This is a genomic window from Arthrobacter sp. S41, from assembly GCF_004320535.1.
GTDB lineage: Bacteria > Actinomycetota > Actinomycetes > Actinomycetales > Micrococcaceae > Glutamicibacter.
Genome location: NZ_SIHY01000001.1, coordinates 389,886 through 410,415 on the forward strand (window position 1 = coordinate 389,886; position 20,530 = coordinate 410,415).

General features: G+C 51.0%; 17 protein-coding genes. 13 read left to right on the plus strand and 4 right to left on the minus strand.

The window, feature by feature from the left end; genetic code table 11:
• The first annotated feature begins 16 nt into the window (after nucleotides 1-16).
• On the plus strand, nucleotides 17-601 hold the full coding sequence (gene rsmD / locus EYR88_RS01800; RefSeq protein ID WP_131088031.1) for a 16S rRNA (guanine(966)-N(2))-methyltransferase RsmD: 585 nt from the start codon (nucleotides 17-19) through the stop codon (nucleotides 599-601).
• Here the strand turns inward: rsmD and EYR88_RS01805 are convergent.
• Both EYR88_RS01805 and EYR88_RS01810 read right to left on the minus strand, forming a co-directional pair.
• On the minus strand, nucleotides 578-1,357 hold the full coding sequence (locus EYR88_RS01805) for a fused MFS/spermidine synthase (RefSeq protein WP_131088032.1): 780 nt from the start codon (nucleotides 1,355-1,357) through the stop codon (nucleotides 578-580). The genes rsmD and EYR88_RS01805 overlap by 24 nt on opposite strands.
• Nucleotides 1,354-2,565: an aminotransferase class I/II-fold pyridoxal phosphate-dependent enzyme gene (locus EYR88_RS01810; RefSeq protein WP_131088033.1), complete on the minus strand. Its 1,212-nt coding sequence runs from the start codon at nucleotides 2,563-2,565 to the stop codon at nucleotides 1,354-1,356. Before EYR88_RS01810 ends, EYR88_RS01805 begins: the two co-directional genes overlap by 4 nt.
• A 112-nt stretch (nucleotides 2,566-2,677) precedes the next feature.
• On the opposite strand from EYR88_RS01810, the gene coaD reads away from it, so the two are divergent.
• Entirely contained in the window at nucleotides 2,678-3,145 is a 468-nt protein-coding gene (gene coaD, locus EYR88_RS01815) for a pantetheine-phosphate adenylyltransferase (protein WP_131088034.1), read from the plus strand.
• A 92-nt stretch (nucleotides 3,146-3,237) separates the two neighbouring features.
• Nucleotides 3,238-4,137 (plus strand): UTP--glucose-1-phosphate uridylyltransferase GalU, encoded by a 900-nt coding sequence (gene galU / locus EYR88_RS01820; protein WP_131088035.1) that lies wholly within the window; start codon nucleotides 3,238-3,240, stop codon nucleotides 4,135-4,137.
• Between the two features lie 203 nt (nucleotides 4,138-4,340).
• On the opposite strand, the gene EYR88_RS01825 is transcribed toward galU, so the two are convergent.
• Complete coding sequence (locus EYR88_RS01825; RefSeq protein WP_165477258.1) at nucleotides 4,341-5,054, minus strand: SGNH/GDSL hydrolase family protein; 714 nt, start codon at nucleotides 5,052-5,054, stop codon at nucleotides 4,341-4,343.
• 461 nt (nucleotides 5,055-5,515) lie between these two features.
• Here EYR88_RS01825 and EYR88_RS01830 point away from each other — a divergent pair, with 461 nt between their 5' ends.
• From EYR88_RS01830 to EYR88_RS01875, 10 genes are all read left to right on the plus strand, one after another.
• Nucleotides 5,516-6,586: an LCP family protein gene (locus EYR88_RS01830; protein WP_131088037.1), complete on the plus strand. Its 1,071-nt coding sequence runs from the start codon at nucleotides 5,516-5,518 to the stop codon at nucleotides 6,584-6,586.
• 134 nt (nucleotides 6,587-6,720) lie between these two features.
• Nucleotides 6,721-7,569, plus strand: coding sequence for an ABC transporter permease (locus EYR88_RS01835; RefSeq protein ID WP_131088038.1), 849 nt, complete (start codon nucleotides 6,721-6,723; stop codon nucleotides 7,567-7,569).
• Nucleotides 7,570-7,717: 148 nt separating this feature from the next.
• Complete coding sequence (locus EYR88_RS01840) at nucleotides 7,718-8,437, plus strand: ABC transporter ATP-binding protein (RefSeq protein WP_131089755.1); 720 nt, start codon at nucleotides 7,718-7,720, stop codon at nucleotides 8,435-8,437.
• A 7-nt stretch (nucleotides 8,438-8,444) separates the two neighbouring features.
• The gene (locus tag EYR88_RS01845) at nucleotides 8,445-9,482 is read left to right on the plus strand and encodes a glycosyltransferase family 2 protein (RefSeq protein WP_131088039.1); all 1,038 of its coding nucleotides are present in this window, start codon (nucleotides 8,445-8,447) and stop codon (nucleotides 9,480-9,482) included.
• Complete coding sequence (locus EYR88_RS01850; RefSeq protein ID WP_131088040.1) at nucleotides 9,479-10,300, plus strand: CDP-alcohol phosphatidyltransferase family protein; 822 nt, start codon at nucleotides 9,479-9,481, stop codon at nucleotides 10,298-10,300. Before EYR88_RS01845 ends, EYR88_RS01850 begins: the two co-directional genes overlap by 4 nt.
• A 44-nt stretch (nucleotides 10,301-10,344) precedes the next feature.
• Nucleotides 10,345-11,235 (plus strand): glycosyltransferase, encoded by an 891-nt coding sequence (locus EYR88_RS01855; RefSeq protein ID WP_131088041.1) that lies wholly within the window; start codon nucleotides 10,345-10,347, stop codon nucleotides 11,233-11,235.
• Between the two features lie 209 nt (nucleotides 11,236-11,444).
• Complete coding sequence (locus EYR88_RS01860) at nucleotides 11,445-12,815, plus strand: stealth conserved region 3 domain-containing protein (RefSeq protein ID WP_131088042.1); 1,371 nt, start codon at nucleotides 11,445-11,447, stop codon at nucleotides 12,813-12,815.
• A gap of 162 nt (nucleotides 12,816-12,977) precedes the next feature.
• A complete protein-coding gene (locus tag EYR88_RS01865) occupies nucleotides 12,978-13,439 on the plus strand; it encodes an adenylyltransferase/cytidyltransferase family protein (protein ID WP_131088043.1) in 462 nt (153 codons plus the stop codon).
• Nucleotides 13,440-13,487: 48 nt separating this feature from the next.
• Nucleotides 13,488-14,762, plus strand: coding sequence for a CDP-glycerol glycerophosphotransferase family protein (locus EYR88_RS01870; protein ID WP_131088044.1), 1,275 nt, complete (start codon nucleotides 13,488-13,490; stop codon nucleotides 14,760-14,762).
• 150 nt (nucleotides 14,763-14,912) lie between these two features.
• On the plus strand, nucleotides 14,913-18,785 hold the full coding sequence (locus EYR88_RS01875; RefSeq protein ID WP_131088045.1) for a CDP-glycerol glycerophosphotransferase family protein: 3,873 nt from the start codon (nucleotides 14,913-14,915) through the stop codon (nucleotides 18,783-18,785).
• 75 nt (nucleotides 18,786-18,860) lie between these two features.
• Here EYR88_RS01875 and EYR88_RS01880 read toward each other — a convergent pair whose 3' ends face one another.
• On the minus strand, nucleotides 18,861-20,096 hold the full coding sequence (locus EYR88_RS01880) for a CDP-glycerol glycerophosphotransferase family protein (RefSeq protein ID WP_131088046.1): 1,236 nt from the start codon (nucleotides 20,094-20,096) through the stop codon (nucleotides 18,861-18,863).
• Between the last annotated feature and the right edge of the window lie 434 nt (nucleotides 20,097-20,530).

Sequence of the window (20,530 nt, forward strand, 5' to 3'; positions counted from 1 at the left end):
AAAGATTGAGGCTGGAATGAGCCGTATTATTGCCGGTGCAGCGGGCGGAAATCCGTTGAAGTCAGTACCCGGAGATGCGACGCGACCAACTACGGATCGAGTCAAGGAAGCACTGTTTTCCCGCTTAGAGAGCTGGGACGTGCTTTCTGGTGCACGTGTTCTGGACCTATTTGCAGGGTCAGGCGCTCTTGGTATTGAATCGGCAAGCCGGGGCGCACGCCAAGTTGTGCTTGTTGAAAAAGCGTCTAAGGCAGCGAGTGTTTGCCAGCAAAATGCGTCCATGGTTAACAAGGCGCTCAAGGCATCGGTGGTTGCTGTGCAACGCGGTTCTGTTGATTCAGTTCTAGACAGTTTCGTGTCAAGCAGTACGGGTCTGCCGAACCGAACATTCGACCTTGTCGTTTTAGATCCTCCTTACCCGCTGACCGAAGAAGAGCTAATGGTTACTTTGGGCAAGATATCCAAGATTCTGGCTGATGACGCGACAGTTGTTATCGAACGCTCGGCTCGTTCACCCGAACCAACCTGGCCCGAGGGCCTAGAGAATTTCTCAGATAAAAAATACGGAGAAACGCACCTATGGTTTGCTGAACCGGTCTAGGTCCAGTGAGTGCCGCACCTCTGAAGGATATGGCCCGGCTGCTTGGCATCGCTCAACCATGTCTTCGGGTAATGGGCTGTGCATGGCGGTGAGGATCAAGTTTCCCGGATAGCGTTGTGTAAACATTTCGGGGCTTGAACTGAGCATTACGAATTTAAAGACTGACTGAGCTGCAACGACTTGAGACCTCGCAAAGTTCAACGGGGGATCATCGCCAATGTTAACGAACAGTAGTCCGCCCTCAGACAATGAATTTAGAAGTTCTGAGTAGTAGTCAGCTGTAGTCAGGTGTCCGGGAGCTTCCGGACCACAGAAGATATCCAAAACTATGACATCAAATTTTTCGTTTGCTAGTTGATCGCTCAAGACCGATCTTGCATCGGCGACAATTGGTCGTAGTTGGCATTGAGCAGGTAGCGGCAATTGAGTTAGGACAAAGTCCAGTAGTTCACGTTCAATATCGACTGCAACATGGGTGCTAGAAGGGTAGACAACGCTGGCCCACCGGGCCAGCGTTAGAGCTCCTGCACCCAGATGGAGCATTTTGAGCGGTTTATCCGGGGTGCGCAGCACCCGCAAATGATTAGCAACGCGGGCAAGATATTCGTAGAAGACCTCTTCAGGGTGCGCCAAGTTCACATGTGACTGCGGAGCATCACCGATGGCCAGAATTTTTGATCCTGGGATCAAATCGTCATCATAAATTGTTGCGTGCTCTTGGACGAATCCAAGCCAACGTTTTGCTGTTTTGCTCATCGGTTTAATACCTCTGGTAGGTGCTGGAGCTTTTCTACTGCAGCGGCGATCACCTGGGGTTGTTTGCAGAAAGCGAATCGTAAGAAGCCTTGATAGTGCTTCATGTTTTCGGGGCGCGCAAACACTGACAACGGTATCGCAGCGACCCCAACTTGTTCAGGCATCAATCGTGCTACCTCCACGGCATCCTTGCGCTTAAATTGATTAATGTCTGCCACAAGGAAATATGTGCCCTTGGGCCTGATGACAGGGATGCCAGCCGCCTCCAGCCCACGGGACAACGCTATTGCGCTTTCCTCTAGTGTCGCGGCGAATCTTTCAAAGAATGGACCTGGTAGCTGTAGAGCTTGGGCAATTGCTGGCTGAAAGGCTGGGCCTGAGGAGTAGGTGAGGAACTGCTTGACTGTTCGAAGCGCCGTGATCAGTTCTTTAGGACCTGTGGCCCAGCCGACTTTCCAACCCGTGAAAGAAAATGATTTACCGGAAGACGAGATCGTGAGCGTTCGTTCAAAACCGCCAGGCAGGCTTGCAATCGGAACATGCTTCGTACCAAAGGTGAGATGTTCATAGACTTCATCGGAGACAATGATGCAGTTGTGCTGATGAGCCAAGGCTATGATCTCATTGAGAACAGTAAGTGAAAATACCGCACCAGTGGGATTGTGCGGGTTATTGATGAGAATGACTCGAGTTTGGTCCGTAACAGCACTGCGAAGGTCATCTAGGTCGGGTTCAAACGCGGGAGCTCGCAGTGGAACTACCTTATGCTGTGCATTCGTTAAGCCGATCATGGCCGCATAAGAGTCATAAAACGGCTCGAAAGTCACTACCTCGTCGCTTGGTTCTATGAAAGCCAGTAGCGCCGCGGCGATGGCCTCAGTTGCACCAGTCGTTACAACTACCTCAGATAGTGGATCGATCTTTAACGAGTAGAAGCGGTTCTGATGCTCTGATATTGCCTCTCTGAGCTGCAGGGTTCCGGATCCCGGCGCATACTGATTGGCCCCGCCCATTATGGAATCTATAGCAATTTGGCGGACTTCCTCCGGACCTTCAGTATCCGGGAAACCTTGACCTAAGTTGATTGCATTATGTTTGTTGGCGAGTGCGGTGATCTCTTCAAAGATCGTCACTCCGGGTTGACCGGCAGAGTCCAGAAGATTCGCCCCGTGCGCTGTACGTTGCCAAGGAGTCATTGAAATACCCATAGGTTCATTATGAGTGCCTTGCAATGGTTTGTTGGCAATTTAGTCAACAAATGGTTGCATGACATTTACCTTAGAACCAACAATTGAGCTGAGTTCTTGATAGATTCAGTTCATGCGAAGAGCAGTATGCCCCGGATCCTTTGACCCAATCCACAATGGTCACGTTGAAATCATTGCGCGTGCGGCAAGCCTTTTTGACGAGGTGATCGTTGCTGTGTCTACGAACTATTCCAAGAAATATCGGTTTAGTGAAGACGAGCGCGTAGCAATGGTTGAAGAGACCGTCGGGGGGTTGCGCGGCGTAACTGCTGTCCCGATGGGGCAGGGGCTCCTGGCTGATTTCTGCAAGGAGAACGGCGCCGAGGCCATAGTCAAAGGACTTCGTAGCACTGTGGATTACGCATATGAAATTCCCATGGCGACCATGAATCGACACCTAACTGGCGTCGAGACGGTGTTCCTACAGGCAGATACTCGCTTCACTCATCTGTCTTCTTCACTGTTGAAGGAAGTTCAAGCACTGGGTGGAGACGTTGACGAGTACTTCCCCCGTTCAGTCAAAAAACGGCTCCTTGAATAGCTGATGCTTAACGCAATTGGTAATTACACAGGGTAGATATAAGATTAGGGTCTTGAAAGATCACTCTCACTTTTTCGGACGGTATTTCTAAAATGAATCCACGAGTCATCACTAAAGCAGTAATCCCAGCCGCAGGTTTGGGTACTCGCTTCTTGCCAGCAACCAAGGCAATGCCAAAGGAGATGCTGCCAGTTGTCGATAAGCCAGCTATCCAGTACGTTGTCTCGGAAGCTGTAAAGGCTGGCTTCACCGACCTTTTAATGGTCACCGGCCGTAGTAAGCGGGCTCTTGAGGATCACTTTGACCGAGTTCCATCGTTGGAGTACTCGCTAGAGGCTAAGGGCGACAAGAAAAAACTGGCTGCAATTCACGAAGCAACTCACTTGGGCGACATTCACTATGTCCGTCAGGGTGACCCAAAGGGGCTCGGCCATGCAGTCTTGTGCGCTAAGCAGCACGTCGGTAATGAACCATTCGCTGTCTTGCTTGGCGATGACCTGATCGATGAACGTGACGAGTTGCTGTCGGTGATGGCTGAAGTTCAGCAAAAAACCGGTGGTTCTGTGATTGCTTTGATGGAAGTTGAGCCAGAGCAGATTAGCGCATACGGTTGCGCCGACGTATCAGTCGTTGAAGGCGAAGAATACGTCAAGGTCAACGGGCTTGTTGAAAAGCCGGCAGTGGACGAAGCACCAAGCAACTTGGCGATTATTGGACGTTATCTTCTTCACCCACGTGTGTTTGAAGTACTTGAGCACACCGCTCCAGGACGAGGCAACGAGATTCAGCTGACTGACGCTCTTCAAGTTCTTGCTGCTGCAGAAGGAGAGGGCGCTGGTGTGCACGCTGTTGTGTTCCGTGGACGCCGTTACGACACTGGCGACAAGCTGAGCTACCTTCAGGCAAATATCACTCTGGCAGTAGACCACGAAGATCTCGGCGCAGGACTCAAGACCTGGCTGAAGGACTTTGTAGCAGGACTCGACGACTAGAGCTCCCGGCCTGTTCCGGATGGCATAGACGCTATAGAAGTGGCGACCTAGAAAAATCTAGGTCGCCACTTCTATTTTGAGGGTTCAGGTTCTAACTTCGTGGAATCCAAAGGTTCAACTGATCTGGTGCTGAAATGTGTCCGTCGTGAAGCTGAATTGCCACTAGAGATACCAGAACGGAATGGGTCGCCTAAACCCAAAACTTATTTGGCCTGCAGCCCCAGTTCGCGGCTAAGCCTTTTTGCGATGGCCTGATGACCCAAATTATTTGGATGGAATGCGTCTGACTTCCCTTTCCAGGTGACGGCGCCGGCAGGCCCACGATTGGCTGGCTGATCAAAGATGTCTGAGATTTGAATATAAGTGCCACCGTTTTGCAGGCATGATTCGCGAATGATGCGATCTAGAGCTTGAGTATTCTTTGATTTTGAATCATGCCACACGCCTAGACAAACCAGTTTTACCTTTGGCGAGCTGGCTTTGATCTTTTTCAAGTAGGCCTGATATTCACGCTTGAACACTTGGGCCGGTGTGCGTCCCCTTATGTCGTTGGTCCCCAGCTCAACGATCGCCAGGTCGACATTTGAGGGCAATCCCTTGCGCTCGGCGATGTACTTTAACTTCGCACCGGACTTGGCAATGGTCGTGATTGAATTCGTTCCTCCGCTGCTGAGCTTTTTCTCAACAAGTTCACGAAAGCTCTTGGGCAGTTCCCGAGCATCACGACCGACGGTGATGGAATCGCCCGCAAACAGCACACGGTCGTAAGTGTTGATCGTGGTGGTCTGTTGCGGATCGGTACTTGGCAGTGGCTCATTGGCCTGATCTGAAGAGGTGGTGACGCTTCGAATTACCGGAATTGCTCCTACGGCAAGAACGATTAATATGATTAGTCCGATTGATAGCTTGCGACCCACGGATTTCCTATCGGTGCTGGGGTGGTCAGGCACTCGGCACTCCCACAAAGACGATTCTCTTACTTCTTGACGGCAGGACTTAGTTTATCGGTGGAGTGTGAATACCGGGTGTCGGGCAGCCGGGGAAGCTAGTGACCTACATCGCACTTTGAGAAGTCTCGGATTCGCTCCATGGGAGTCTGATACTGCAGGTTTGTTCTTGTTGACTCACCCCAAACATCCATATTGGACTTTCGTTTCAATAACTTCAGTTCTTGATTAATTCGATAGATCAATGACGTATGAAAGCAATATTGGTCGGCTAATTCTATGATTTCGTGGATTAATCGTGGTAATTATCACTAGCGAATCGGCTGATTCTGCTCAGGGTAAACACAACTAGCGTCGGTATTGTGTTTGCTTGCGCGAAGTCTCGCGGATCGTTGGTTTGCTTCGGTGTGTGTCATCCCCGTGGAGTTGGTTTGAAAAAAGAAGTTCCTGAGTCGTCGGGTTTTGCGTCACGTAGTACGCGCAAAGCGGTTGAACGGAAAAAGAAGAAACGAACTAGAAGTGTCTTCGTCGCTGTCGTTGCAGTGATGTTGGTTTGTGTGCTCGGAGCCGGTTACTACGTCTTCGACCTTCAGCGACAGTTCAACTCAAAATCTAATTCGCTGTCATTGGCTTTTTCGGATGCAGACCAGCAGGCTCGCCCTGTGAAGGATCCTGAAGATAAGTCGATGAACGTCTTGATGCTTGGCGTGGATCATGCAGATGATGACAGTGACGGATCAGCTGCTTTGAGCGGTGCTGTCGAGCAGCGTAGTGACTCAATGATGCTTGTGCATATTCCGGAAGACCGTTCGCAGATTTACGTCATGTCCATGGTTCGAGACATGTATGTGGATATTCCCGGGCATGGCCAGAATAAGCTCAATGCCGCAGTTTCATTGGGTGGTGTTCCGCTTCTAATGCAGACTGTCGAAGGTATGTTTGATACAAAAATCGACCATGTCGCCATGGTCGATTTTGAAGGTTTCAAAGAACTCTCGACCGCACTCGGGGGAGTGAGCGTGGAAAACGACATTCCTTTTACCGCAAATGACACAGACTACTTCTATCCAAAGGGCACAGTTGCCCTAGAAGGGGACAGGGCCCTTCGGTTTGTTAGAGAACGTAAGTCATTCTCAAACGGTGATTATCAGCGCGTAGTCAACCAGCGAAAATTCATTGCCTCGGCCGCCAACAAGCTCTTGTCTTCGGATACGCTGACGAATCCAGTCAAGCTTTACGACATTGTGGACACCGTTTCGCCTTACCTAACCTTTGATGAAGATTTTGATGCAGCAACCTTGGTTGGCCTTGGAATGCAGCTAAAGAACGTGGATACAAGGAATATGGCTATGTTTACAATGCCTACCGCGGGAAGTTCGGTCGATGCCCAAGGTCAATCGATAGAGCTTGCCAGTGAGCAAGCCGTTGCCCGAATTGGCGAGGCATTGCGTACGGACACCATGGCGGAGTACCTCAAGGTAAATCCACCTGAAAGTGAATAATCTTGTGATGGGCGTGACAAAACGACTGATAATCAGACTGAATCACGAAGATCGATGGTCCGATCTACTAGACTTTGAACATCTGTGCTTACGAACCGAGCCACAGTTAGCTTCGAGAATGAGGACTTTTGGGGATGACAGTTGCAGAGGAGGCCGATAAATTCGGCCTGCACCGAGTAGGTGCGCGTCCTTCACTGGGCGACTATCTGAGGCAAACTTGGGAGCGCCGCGAATTCATTTATGAGTTAGCGAAGGCTCGAGTTCAGAAACAGAACCAGCAGAACCGCCTTGGAATGATTTGGGTTGTTCTGAAACCGACCATGAACGCCATCATGTATGGCGTTATTTTCGGTGTTTTGCAGGGGGACAAGAAGGGGCCAGACTTCCCAGTCTTCGTAGTTATTGGCGTTTTTCTCTTTGAATTCTTCACCAGCTCGATGAACGGTGGCGCCAAGTCAATCACGGGAAACTCGGCCTTAGTGCAGTCCCTTTCCTTCCCCAGATTGAGCCTGCCGGTAGCTCAGGTAACGCAAAACCTACTTACGCTGATGCCCATGGTTTTGGTCATGTTCATCTACTCAATGATTCTCGGAACTACACCCAAGTGGTCTTGGTTTGGGGTCATTCCACTTATCGCCATTTTCTCAGTGTTTAACATGGGCATTGCACTGATGTGTGCTCGAATCACGGTTCACGTTAGAGACTTCACCCAAATTCTCCCGCTAATCTCCCGCATGCTGTTCTACACCTCCGGCGTTCTTTTTGACGTTGACCGACTCCTTAGCAGCTGGCCGTGGTTGGTAACCGTTTTTGAATTCCACCCGTTGTATCAGACCCTGCATCTTGCTAGAGCAATGATCATGAACGATTCTGAATACAATCCGATGAGCTGGGTTATTGTCAGCGTTTGGGCGGTTGCAGTACTGGCTGTTGGACTTGTTTACTTCTGGAAGGCTGAGGAGCGTTACGGTCGTGCCAATTAGTTTTGATGATCTCATCAACCCTGGACTGCATCCAGAGTATGAGCCTGCCCCAATTTTTTCGGATGACACATCTTTCATAGACGTCGTGAGACCAGAGGATATTAAGCGTTCTACTCTGACGGTCGATGAATCGCGTAAGCCGGTCGTGATGGTCGATAACCTTCACGTGAAGTACCAAGTGTTTTCCAGCGGTAAAGCCGTGGGCAACGCTGGCGCTCGTAAGCTCCTTCAGCCGAAGATGCGTGGAGTTAGGACCGTACATGCATTGAAGGGTATTTCTTTCGTTGCTTATGAAAACGAGTCCATCGGAATTATCGGTTCTAACGGTTCCGGTAAGTCAACGCTTCTACGTGCCATCACTGGGCTAACTCCGCCTGCCGAAGGTTCTGTTTATGCTCGCTCTCGTCCAAGTCTGCTTGGCGTTGGAGCAGCACTAATCCCGGATCTTTCCGGAGACAAGAACATCACTTTGGGTGGATTGGCATTGGGCTACAACCGTGAGCAGGTTGAGCAAATGCGTGAGGAAATCACTAAGTTTGCAGAGCTGGAAGAGTTTATTGATCTTCCAATGCGAACGTATTCCTCAGGTATGGCCGCTCGTCTGAAGTTTGCAATCGCTGCGTCCAAAGAGCACGACATTCTCATCGTTGACGAGGCCCTGGCCGTTGGCGATGCGAAGTTCCGGAAGCGAAGCGAAGCTAAGATTCGTGAAATCCGCGAGAATGCCGGAACCGTGTTCTTGGTGTCTCACTCGATGAACTCCATTAAAGAAACTTGCAACCGCTGCATCTGGATTGAAAAAGGCGTCCAGAAGATGGATGGCGACCCGGACACCGTGATCAAGGCCTACCAGCAACATAAGAAGTAAGAGACGAATGACTGAACTTCCCGGCGTATCGTACGTCATGCCAGTGTTGAATGAAGCTGATTACCTAGAAGAAGCAGTCAGTTCAATTCTGACCCAGGATTATGACGGTGATAAAGAGCTGATTATTGCTCTGGGTCCAAGCACCGATGATACCGATGAAGTTGCTCAGCGATTAGCGGCCTCGGATCCTCGGCTGATCTTGGTCGATAATCCTCTTGGACGTACGCCGATTGCTCTGAACTTAGCTATCAGAAAGTCATCTCATCCGATCATTATGCGCGTTGACGCGCACAGTGAACTCCCTGCCAATTACACGAGTCGGGGTGTGGAGACGCTTTATCGCGTAGGCGCCCACGATGTTGGCGGCCTGATGGACGCGCGAGGAAAAACTCCTGTTCAGCGAGCTATTGCGGCAGCGTACCACTCCAAATTTGGTTTTGGGGGACCGGCATACCATTCCGGTGCGCCTGAGGGTGAAGCCGAGTCTGCTTACTTGGGAATCTTCCGACGCGAAGTATTTGATGAAGTTGGTTTCTACGACGAAAACATGTGGCGAGCTCAGGACTGGGAACTGTGCTTGCGTATCCGCCAGGCGGGACACAAGGTTTGGTTTGATCCGGAACTCAAAGTTGGATATTACCCACGAGATAACTTCGTGGCGCTAGCGCGTCAGTCCTTTGCCTCAGGAACTTGGCGTGGAGAGATTGCGCGCAGATTCCCGGAAGGGAAATCATTGCGACATGACATCCCGCCATTGCTATTGGCCGGTGTGGGCATTGGATCTGTTGCGTTGATCCTTGCGCCGTTGACGCGCGGACGTGTGTCGCTACCGGTGCAATCGCTCGTTAACCTTGCTGCCTCTGCGCCTCTGGTTTATGCCGCCGCCACGGTTGCAGCTGGATTAGCATCCAAGGGTGAGAACCTAAAAGAGAAACTTCTGACTGCTGCGGCTTTCCAATCTATTCACCTTCCGTGGGCTGCTGGTTATCTGAAGGGCCGTATTTTTGGTGCCGCAGGTACCTTGGACAAGGGTCGTGTTAAGTGAGCGTTCAACGCCCAAAAAATCCAACGCTTGAGCAACTCCGCGCTGTTTGCCAGCCGCCGGAGGTCAAAGCAAGGAAAAACGCGGAACACTGGACTGCTGAACTGTATTTGCGACACATCTCAATTTATCTGACCGCAGTTTTGGTAAGAACTCGAATCACAGCCAACGGCGTGACCGGTCTGATGATTCTGGCTGGTTGGTGCATGTCTTTGGCACTGCTGATCCCAGGCATCTGGGGACCCGTACTTGCTGTAGTGCTGTCCCAAGTGCAGTTGTACTTTGACTGTTCAGATGGTGAGGTAGCCCGCTGGCGCGCTTCACAATCTCCACGTGGAATCTTCATCGACATGGTGGGTCACCACACCACCGAGGCATTGATTCCCATTGCCTTGGGTTATCGAGTGTTCATGGAGCTGTCCGCTGATGGCATGCTCACTGAACAAGCCTGGCCGACCTTGTTTATGGGGGCTTGCCTGTCGGTCTTGCTGGTCCTGAACCGTTCGCAGTCGCTTATGGTTCATGCTGCGCGTGGCATGGCGGGTCTAACTAAATTGCCAGATACTGCCGAAGCACGAGCAGTTTCAACGACCACTTTGATTGGCCGCCTGCGCTCGCTTGCACGTTTCCTTCCGTTCCACCGCCTATTGCATGCTGTGGAGCTAAGCTTGCTCATTCTGGTTTGCTCCATTATTTCCGCCCTAGCTGGAGCTCCGGGTCTAGCTGAAAAGTGGATGATTTGGATCCTGCTACCGGCATGTGTGCTGGTGAATATTGGCCATTTCCTATCAAACATGGTGTCGTCGCGTTTGAAGGCCTAGAGCTTTGACGCAGTATCAATTCGAATAAACGGAAAGGGGAGTGCATGGAAAAGCGATTGGCTCCAACAATCGGTGTTGTCGTACTGACCATGGGCAACCGTCCGGTCGAGCTAGGTCGGGCTCTAGACTCATTGTTGTCGCAGTCAGACGTCACCATCGATGCCGTAGTCGTGGGAAACGGTTGGGACCCGACCGATATACCTGCAGGCATCAAGACTCACTTCTTACCGGAGAACTTGGGAATTCCTGCCGGCAGGAACGCAGGAGTAGGACAAGTTGAGGGCGAGTATCTTTGCTTCCTGGACGATGACTCCTGGTTCTTAGATGATGATTTTCTGATTGCTGCTGTGCAGCGATTCAAAAAGTATCCACGCATGGGTCTTCTTCAGCCACGAATTACTGATCCGGAGCACAGCGATCAAGATCCAACCCGTTGGATTCCACGTCTAAAGAAGCGCACTGCTGAAGAACCGAGCCGAGTATTCCACGTTGGCGAAACTTGCTTGGTGACGACTCGCGAGCTATTCGACCTCACCGGCGGGTGGGCCGGAGGATTCTGGTACGCCCACGAAGGCATTGAACTGGCATGGCGTATTTGGGATACCGGAACCTACGTATGGTACGCAGGCGATATGCGTATCGCCCATCCAGTAGTTGACCCACGAAGGCACGAAGAGTTCTACCGTCTTAATGCGCGTAACCGGGTGTGGCTTGCTCGCCGAAACCTGCCAGCTCCGTTCAGCTTTATCTATCCGACCACATGGATGCTGATCGAATGCCTTCGCATGCGAGACAAACCAAACGCAGTCAAGCAGTATCTGGCTGGCTGGAAGGCCGGCTGGAAAGGCAGCCCTTGGTACAAGGAACCGCGTGCAAAGCTTCGCTGGATTACTTTGCTGAGGATGACCCTTTCTGGGCGACCGCCGATTATCTAACACGACTTAGCGGCTGGAATCAAGACATCATGGCGCTAGAGTGTCACTCTTAACTACCGTAAAGAAACGAAGTCGAATTCTATCCTGTTGGTACGATGTTTCTCACTGCGCTGTTCAAACTTTAGATGAACAAGCGGTAAGATGTTTTTGAACGAAGCATGGAATTCTTTGTCATGCGTGCTACTTACGACTGTTGGACGGTGTGAAATTTGGGAATCCACGGGTGGAGAGGGCAGCTAAGCCGCAGTCTCCCTGATCCGTTCTGGGAAAAGGTTCTTGCATGGTCGACCAGCAACCCCACTGATAGCTCGCTTAGCATCACTGATGTTCGTGATGCGAATATTGCCAGTTCACGTTCCGTGGCGATGCATCTCGGCGTAGAATTTTCGCAAGATCCCTGGCTTGGCATTACCACTGTTTCAAAAACCGATTGGGCTTTGCTCGTCGAAGGCTTCTTTGCGGCTGGGTTTAGGCTCACTCGCGCTGATTCTGTTGCTGCTAGTTTCGGCGTCTTGCAAGTATGGTCCGTCCAAAGTTCTAATTCCACGCCAGGCATCACCCGCAGACGACAGTCTGGGGTTGGTGCATTGTGGGCGGTCTATTCTGACGGTAAGACATTGGCACCGGACGTCCAGGACTTTACCTCGCCTATAGATGCCGTTTATACCTGGGTAGATTCTGCTGATCCTGAGTGGCAAACCGCGTATCGCGAATTCAAACAGTCGGTTCCCGCTGGGGAAGCGCATCCCACAAGCCGTGATCTAGGTCGTTATACATCGCGGGATGAACTTAAGTATTCTTTGCGGTCTCTGGAAATGAACATGCCGTGGATCCGGAATATCTATCTGGTCACAGCGGGCCAAGTGCCTAGTTGGTTGAATACCGAAAACACAAAGATCAAGTTGGTTAGCCATGCTGAGATCTTTGATACTCCTGAAGAATGTCTCCCGACATTTAACTCGCACGCGATTGAAACGCAACTTGCGAATATCGAGGGTCTCTCAGAGCACTTCATCTACGTCAATGACGATATCTTCTTCGGACGGCCAATGTCCCCAAACGTGTTCTTCACCGGAAGTGGTTCGGTGAAGTATTCACTAGCCAAGGCCCACTACGCTGAAGCCGCCAACCCCCGCCTTGCTGTAAACCTTGCGGCTAAATTGAATGCTGGATTGATTGAGTCAAAATACGGGAAGACAACTTCGCTGAAGTTTAAGCACGTTGCTCATCCGCAACTTCGCAGTATCCACAAATTAATTAGGGAAACTTTTCCTGATGAAGTGAAAGCCACGGCAAGACATAAGTTCAGGCACGTTGAGGATATTTCGGTACCGTCTTCGCTGGCGCACTATGTTGCTGCCGCCGAAGGGCTTGGGGTGCCCGCCGATATTGAATATTCGTACGTTGATTTAGGCGGCGATCATTTACCTATGAAGCTCTATCGGCTTGTTCGAGGCCGTGGCATGCAAATGTTTTGCCTGAACGAAGTTGCCAGCGTAAGTGAGAAGGAAAAACGCGGTCAATTGGCGAAGAGGGTGCTTGACGCGCTGTTCCCGTTTAAGTCTTCATACGAGAAGTGACGCGCTGTATTCAGTCTTCGCTCAGTTCAACATGACATGATTTTTGAAGCTTTCAAACACCATATAATCAAACAGAAGAGCAACTGCAGTTCAGGTCGAATCTAACCTACGCCGCAGACCTCGAAATAGAGGTGTTTTGCTCACTATCGCAGGAGAATACTAATGACCAAAACGGTTCTTACTTACGGCACTTTTGACCTTTTCCACGTTGGGCACCTTAACATCCTGAAGCGCCTTAAGGCTAAGGGGGATCGCTTGATCGTCGGTGTATCGACCGATGAGTTCAACGCAATCAAGGGCAAGAAGCCAGTGGTTCCTTTTGATCAGCGTCGTGAAATCGTACAGGCTATTGAGTACGTTGATTTGGCTATTCCCGAAGATAACTGGGAGCAGAAGCGCCTGGATATCGCCAAGTACGACGCAAAGGTCTTTGGAATCGGTGAAGACTGGAAGGGCAAGTTTGATGACCTCGGTGACGAGGTTGAAGTTGTCTACTTGCCACGTACCGATGGAATCTCAACCACTGAGCTAAAGCGCGTTCTGAGTGAATTCGACGAGCGTCACGTGGCTTCATTGAAGAGTACTCTGGATACATTGAGCCAGATCGTTAAAGAACTGAGCTAAACGTAGTTCTAACCACCGTATTGCTGAAGCCTTTTATTGAAAGATTCTATGTCTAGCTTGAATATCAAGAGCTCTATCAAGTCCCGCGTTAAAGTCGCACTACGCAAGGTTGGACGCCGGCCTGAGGGTAAGCGTCTGACTCGGGCCATGGGCTTTGTTAATAAGCCGGCTGGCGCCAATGTTGGTGTATCCAACGTGCCGTTGCCTGGTTCCGTTGCCGTGTACTTTGGCGACGGCGCAGACAAGATCTACCAGGTGAATCAGTGGTTGCCTGTGCTTGAAGAGTTGCATGAGAAAGAACAAGTTCTGTTGGTCTTTCGCACCCTCAGTGCTTTTAATGCAGCAAGTAAGGTGACGGATCTTCCTAAGATTTTTGTGCGCCGTTTCTCAGATCTTATGGACGCTTACGACGACAATGATCTCAAGCTGGTCATCTACGTAAACAACTCACGTAGTAACTTCCAGTCTTTGGATCATCCTCGTCTGGTCCATGTTCACGTTAACCACGGTGAGAGCGACAAGCTTTCGATGGTTTCAAACAAAGCCAAAGCTTATGACAAGGTCTTTGTTGCTGGCCCCGCAGCTATCAAGCGTCATGAGGCTATGCTGATTGACTTTGACTTCAACAAATTGCTGGTCACTGGACGCCCACAGCTGGACATTGACTTCAAACCTGAACTTGCACCAAGCGAAAAGTTTGACGTCATGTATGCGCCAACGTGGGAAGGTGAAAACGAGGACAATAATTACACCTCGTTGGACCAGTACGGTGTGGCAATTATTGAAGCTCTGCTGGAGAAGCCGGATTTGCGGATCATCTACAAGCCTCATCCTCGAGTGCAGTCAAGCAAGACTCCAGGCGTGGCTCAAGCGCACCGCCAGATCAAGGAACTGCTCCAGATTGCCATTGAAAAAGGCAACGAGCATGTGATCTCCGAGCAGGGAAATATCCTTGCTATGTTCGAGTCCACCGATGCCTTGATTACCGACGTATCCAGCGTTGGGTTGGATTACCTGTACCTGCATCCGGAAAAGCCTTTGGTGATTTCGGACCGTCGGAACAACCGTGAAAACCTGCATCGTGATGCGCCGATCGCTCAGGCTTGCCACGTTGTTGACAAGAAATCTTCTGAAGAACTTCCTGCGTTGCTAGAGGATGCATTGACTGAAGATAGTCACCGTGCACAGCGTCTAGAGATGCGTCAGTTCTACTTCGGTGACTTGCGCCGTGGTGATTCAACTAAGAAGTTCCAAGAGTTTGTGCAGGAACTGATTGTTGAGCGTGAAGCCAGCTTGGTTAATTTCCGCGGATGGCACAGCTAAATCTGAAATAGTCTTTCATCAACACCCCAAGTCTTCCTTCGGTTGACTTGGGGTGTTTTTGGTCCGCCACTAGTTTTGTCCGACGCGAGTCCAACACTCTCATCGCAATCGGGTAAATCACGAATAGATTAAGGCAGAATCGGTAGTTATGTGAGTACTCGTTGGTTGGTGCTCAAGAGTAAGACCATGTTTGAAGGAAATAATCTGGTGGATGTAATTCGTACTCGTGTTGCTCTGGGCCTAGGGCGTCGTATTGAGCGCCTCGGACGCTACAAGATTGCTGCAATGTACTACGAGCGGACGTTGTCCACCGGGATTTCGCAATCATCTGAGATTCAATTCCGCTACGGATTCAGCTTATACAAGTGCAAGCAGTACACCAAGGCCATGCACCAAATTGAAGCGGCTATCGCTCGTCAGCCCCATCGATACGGTTGGATTCAAACACTTGCTCTAACCATGCAGCGTCTAAAGAAGTATGAGCGCGCCCTAGAGCTTTTTGAAGCGGCATGCCAGGGTGACCCGAGCAAGATGACGTGGCGTATCCGCTGGGCCCGTTGTGCCCGCGTGGCCAGAAAAGGTGACCTAGCATCATCGGTCCTCGATGGGCTGGTCTCAGATTTCCCGGATGATCCCAAGGCGTCTTCGGCGATTGCCACGTTCCTACTGAATAACAGCCAGCGCTGGCGTGAACTAGATGTTCGCGTGCAACATGAAAACCAGCATGCCGATGATCCGAAGTGGTTCTTCCTTACTGCGCAAGCCGCAACGTACATGTCCAGGTTCGAGCAGGCAGAAAAGTATTATCGTAAAGCCTTAGAACTTGATGATAGCCATGTGAATTATTGGTACGGCTTGGGACGTAGCCTCGAAGAACAAGGCAAGCAGGACGAAGCTGAGGCAGCGTATTCAAATGCTGTACTTCGCTCGCGTGATAAGACTGTTCAAAGTATTGGCATCGGCAAGATTCACGAACGTGAGGATGACTGGAATAAGGCCTTAGATGCCTATGAAACTCAGCTTTCGCTCACTGAAGAAAACAATAATCTTTACCTTCTGAACTACCGGGCCGGCGAAGCGGCTACCCGTCTGTTTGAATTCCGCCAGGCAGCGGATTACTACCAGCGCGCGCAGAATTTAGCCGACACTGTTCAAGAACGAGTGCTTGCCGGCTACGCCCAAGGACGAGTTCTCTCTCGTGCAGGCGATTTTGAAGCCGCAGAACAAAGCTTTTCCCAGTTTGTTGACTTGTTGCCGGAGCAGAAGCACATTGAAAGTTCAGTTGCGCTCTTCCGTTATGCCCATAGCCTCCACCAGCTTGGCCGATTCGCTGAAGCAAGTGAACGTTATTTGCAGGCAGCTTCCGATTGGGGCTACCTCGGTACCTCGTTCAAGGGTTCCAAGGCAGCTGGCTTACGTGCCAATGAACATCGTCAACGCGCTGCCATCGCTGCGGCCACCGGTGACTGGTCAGTCGCTGCCCAGTCGTATTCCTCCGCACTGTGGCATGCATCCTCCACAGAACGTCAGTGGCAAGCTAGGGCCGGACAGGCCTATGCCAAGCTAGGCGAATTTGAGAAGGCGTGCCAGTACTTTGTTGGCATGATTCTTTTCACTGAGATCTCAGTAGCAGGACTAGGTGATGCGCTTAAGGGCGTGGGCCGTCGTCGTGGTGCTCTAGCCATTCATGCCCGCGAAGTTGAAGAGCTGGATGAGCACCTGGTGCTCTTCGAATCTTCACATGGCAAGAATGTTCACTGCCATCCGTACGCGATCTACCGCGGCATGCGTCAGGATCCTCGCTTCGCAAACTTCCGCTACGCCTGGGTGTACAACGAATACTCCGAGGTTCCAGCACAGCTGGCCAATGATCCTGATGTTGCAGTGATCAAGCAACATTCTGACAAATACATCCGGTTGCTGGGCACGGCAAAATATTTGATCAACAATGCCACGTTCCCAACGTACTTCGCGCGCCGTGAAGGCCAGCAGGTATTAAACACCTGGCACGGTACTCCGCTGAAGTTCATGGGTAAGCTCGTGAAGGATGGAGTGGCGGAGCACCGTAACGTGCAGCGCAACTTCCTGCAGACCACACACATGATGGTCCCGAACGCCCACACGCTCAAGACCCTGAGCACGGACCACGATCTTGATGGCTTGTTCCCAGCCCAGGTTGCGCTGACCGGAAGCCCTCGAATTGACCAGATGGTCAATACGACCGCGCAGCGACGGAATGAAATCCTGACCGAATTGGGGATTGATCCTAATAACCATCAGAAGATTGTTCTGTTTGCTCCCACCTGGCGTGGCCAGCTCAAAGACCAGTCCTACGATGTCAGTGGCCTGGTCGAGGACCTAGCCACACTCGCCCAAGGGGAGCACCACATGCTCTTCCGCGCGCACCGATTTGCCGAGAAACTCATTGGTGACGCAGAGCTGGACGCGACCGTAGTCCCTTCTTCAATTGACACCAATGAACTACTTGCTGTCATTGACGTATTGATCACCGATTACTCGTCGATCTTCTATGACTTCTTGCCAGCGAAAAAGCCAGTGATCTTCTATACCCCTGACTTTGAAGCATATGAGGCAGAGCGTGGACTCTACTTTGAGCGCTCCACGTGGCCTGGAGAAGTGCTCGACTCAATCCAGGATGTAGCAACAGAACTGCAGCGCCAATTAGCCGGTGCTGATGCACTACTGCACCCGAATTTTGAGACGAATCTGGAAACCTTCGCTTCCATGGAAGACGGGCACGCTGTCCAACGTGTCATCGAGTTCTTCTTCTTTGCTGACCAGAGTCATGTTCTTACCCCTGCAATAGATGAACGCACAAAGCTACTGTTCTTCCAAGGACCGTTTAAGCCCAACGGCATTGCCACGGCGTTTACCAATCTCATTGGATCCTTGGACCCAGAAAAGTACCTTGTATCTGTTGCGGTAGACATGGGCGCGGTAAGCAAAAACGCAGACTCAATGGAGATCCTGTCTTCATTGCCTGAACACGTGAAGATCTTGCCGCGCGCTGGGGCAACGATCATGTCAGCGGAGGAACGTCACGTCTCTGATGGCTATCATGCACATCGTGGATTTGATTCGCCGGGTGCTGAGAATGTACACATGCAAACCATGACCCGAGAGATGCAACGCTCCTTTGGCGATGCCAAGTTTGACGCCGCCATCAACTTTGAAGGGTACTCTCGCTTCTGGGCCAGCCTTTTTGCTGCCGCTCGGAATAACGCAGAACGCAACTACATCTACCTGCACAACGACATGGTGGGCGAGTGGAAGCTCCGCTTCGGAACAATGCCAGGGTTGTTTGCTACCTACCGCCACTATGATCAATTGGTCTCGGTGACTCAAAGTGTGGGGGAGCAGAATGAAAAGGAACTCTCAACACTCTTCGGTATAGAGCCAGAGAAGTTCACCGTCTCTGAGAACCTCTTGGATCTAGAAAAGCCGATAGTTTGGTCAACTCTAGAAGAGCCAGTTCATGTATTTGATGGTGTTGGCCTGACAGTCTTCGCCAACATGGCACGCCTGTCACCTGAAAAGGGGCAGATGAAACTGCTTCAGGCTTTTGCGCAGGTTCATGAGCAGAACCCAGATACTCGTTTGTTGCTCATCGGTGATGGCCCACTGCGAAGTGACCTTGAAAATGAGATCAAGGCGCGAGGGCTGACCGGACATGTAGTGGTGACTGGACTTCTTGCTAACCCATTCCCTACCTTGAAAACTGCGGATTGCTTCGTTTTCTCTTCAGACTATGAAGGTCAAGGGCTGGCCATGATCGAGGCAATGATGCTTGGAATGCCAGCTATATCAACTGACGTTGTGGGTTCGCGCAGTGTGCTTGAGGGTGGCTTCGGGTTACTCGTAGAGAATTCAGCGGACGGTTTGGCTGAAGGCATGATCAAGCACCTGAACGGGTTCCAGTCTGAAAAGACCTTTAATCCGGCAGAATATCAGGCAAGTGCGCTGAGCCAATTTGAACGGCTAGTCGACCCAGTCAAGGTTTAGGGTACAGACGCAAATAGTGGAGTGCGAATTTCTTCGCACTCCACTATTTCGTTAACGTTCTTTTAGCTGGTGACCTTAGGCTGCCTTTTTTATCGGCAACTGTTGGGTCTGAACTTCGCCAACAACAAGCTTGAGTGACTCGGTAATGAAGCGATGCATGCTGGCTCCCGCCGTCACGTCACCAAAGTAGTAGTCAACAACTTCTCGGAAGCTGGCGTTCTCTTCAGCTAAAGCGGCACGAATCAGCGAGGCCGCATCGTGAGAAGCGTCAGCGCTGAGCGACGGTACCTTGGCCAATGCGGGCGAATCGGTAACCGTGGCTTCCTTAGATACTGGCTTGGTAACAAACATCGGCTTACCGGTGGCCAAGAAGTCATAGGCAACTGCGGAGATGTCGGTGATGCACAAATCTGATTCGGCCCATTGCCACCCCCAATGCGCGGTGTCGTCAAAGAGTAACCGAGCACTCGACGTTGCATTGGCTGCTGCGAGCTTGTGGCGAATCTTTTCCACCATTTGCCCGTAGGCTGCGGAATTCATTCCGGAGCGTGGGTGCGGACGGAAGATCAAGTTGAAGCCACCGTCTTTAATGAGGGCATCAACCAGTTGCTCGCCGTGCGAAACAACTGATCCATAATTCATTGACGGACGGTCACCCTCCCACGTTGGCGCGTAGAGCACCGTTGGCAGAGACGGGTTCAGCGAGTAGGGGGCCAAGTAGGAAACGTCAATCTGAGGACGGCCGATCAGACGAGTTCGTTCTTGGGCATCATAGTTACGTAAGTGCAGTTCCAGGCGATCGCGGGCGGCCTGGCCAGCGGAGAAGACATAGTCATAGGCCTTCAGCTGGTTGGACCACATGTAGGCCTTTTCGCTTTCACCATGGCTGATGAAGACGTGGTTGGGTTCATTGAAGCGCATCATCTGGAAATTACGGATGTTCTGGTTTACGTAGAAGACCAGACGCAAATCTTGGGAATCAACTAAGCGCTCAACATCTTCAATGGTTGGCGCGTAGTGAACAGGCAGTGGGCATTCTTCACGTAAAGCCAAGGCAGAATCCGGGCGACGGGTGATGACAACAACTGGCAGGAATTCAGCCAGGCGTTTCATCGGTTCGTACCATTGGCGAATCTGATAGGCGTTGACCATCTCATCTGCGAAGTACAGGGCGACTTTATAACGGGCGTCACCAACAGGAGTGTGGAATAGCTCTGTGGCATGACGAGTGATGAACTGTCGTTGCTGCCTAGCAGCAAGGCGTTGGCCGGCATAGTTTGCCGCCCTGTTCAGGGTGTTGAACACCTTCATCTCAAATCCTTTTTGCCGCTAGTAACTGCCTGTTCTCATAAGCATAAGGTCAAGATCTAGCTGAGGACTGTTGACATGCCTTGAAACGCCTATGTACATAGGGAATTTTGAGCTTATGACCTAAATTTGCTCAGGTAACGTGCAAGGCGGTTTATAAATTGCGATAGTTGAGCCCTTGGCTTGGTTTGGCTGTGTAGTGTTCTGTCTTTTACTGGAGACTGCGATAGGCTGTGGTGAGTGCAACACCAACATCCGGGTTCTTTGGCTGGTTTCAGTTTGGGAACTTGGGTCGCGGCAAGCTAAGATGAAATGTCGGACTATGTTTTAGTAGGAGTCATCATTAGCGAAAAGCGTTCTGATCGATCGTCACATGACGCACTCGATCGCAACTCGCCTCTGGTTTTTTCAACCAGGGATCTCGGCCGTTCGCCGGG

Excerpts from the sequence above, each read along its gene's own strand:
- rsmD (WP_131088031.1), top strand. The coding sequence starts at position 17 with ATGAGCCGTATTATTGCCGGTGCAGCGGGCGGAAATCCGTTGAAGTCA.
- EYR88_RS01805 (WP_131088032.1), bottom strand. The coding sequence starts at position 1,357 with ATGAGCAAAACAGCAAAACGTTGGCTTGGATTCGTCCAAGAGCACGCA.
- EYR88_RS01810 (WP_131088033.1), bottom strand. The coding sequence starts at position 2,565 with ATGGGTATTTCAATGACTCCTTGGCAACGTACAGCGCACGGGGCGAAT.
- coaD (WP_131088034.1), top strand. The coding sequence starts at position 2,678 with ATGCGAAGAGCAGTATGCCCCGGATCCTTTGACCCAATCCACAATGGT.
- galU (WP_131088035.1), top strand. The coding sequence starts at position 3,238 with ATGAATCCACGAGTCATCACTAAAGCAGTAATCCCAGCCGCAGGTTTG.
- EYR88_RS01835 (WP_131088038.1), top strand. The coding sequence starts at position 6,721 with ATGACAGTTGCAGAGGAGGCCGATAAATTCGGCCTGCACCGAGTAGGT.
- EYR88_RS01840 (WP_131089755.1), top strand. The coding sequence starts at position 7,718 with ATGGTCGATAACCTTCACGTGAAGTACCAAGTGTTTTCCAGCGGTAAA.
- EYR88_RS01845 (WP_131088039.1), top strand. The coding sequence starts at position 8,445 with ATGACTGAACTTCCCGGCGTATCGTACGTCATGCCAGTGTTGAATGAA.
- EYR88_RS01855 (WP_131088041.1), top strand. The coding sequence starts at position 10,345 with ATGGAAAAGCGATTGGCTCCAACAATCGGTGTTGTCGTACTGACCATG.
- EYR88_RS01865 (WP_131088043.1), top strand. The coding sequence starts at position 12,978 with ATGACCAAAACGGTTCTTACTTACGGCACTTTTGACCTTTTCCACGTT.
- EYR88_RS01870 (WP_131088044.1), top strand. The coding sequence starts at position 13,488 with ATGTCTAGCTTGAATATCAAGAGCTCTATCAAGTCCCGCGTTAAAGTC.
- EYR88_RS01880 (WP_131088046.1), bottom strand. The coding sequence starts at position 20,096 with ATGAAGGTGTTCAACACCCTGAACAGGGCGGCAAACTATGCCGGCCAA.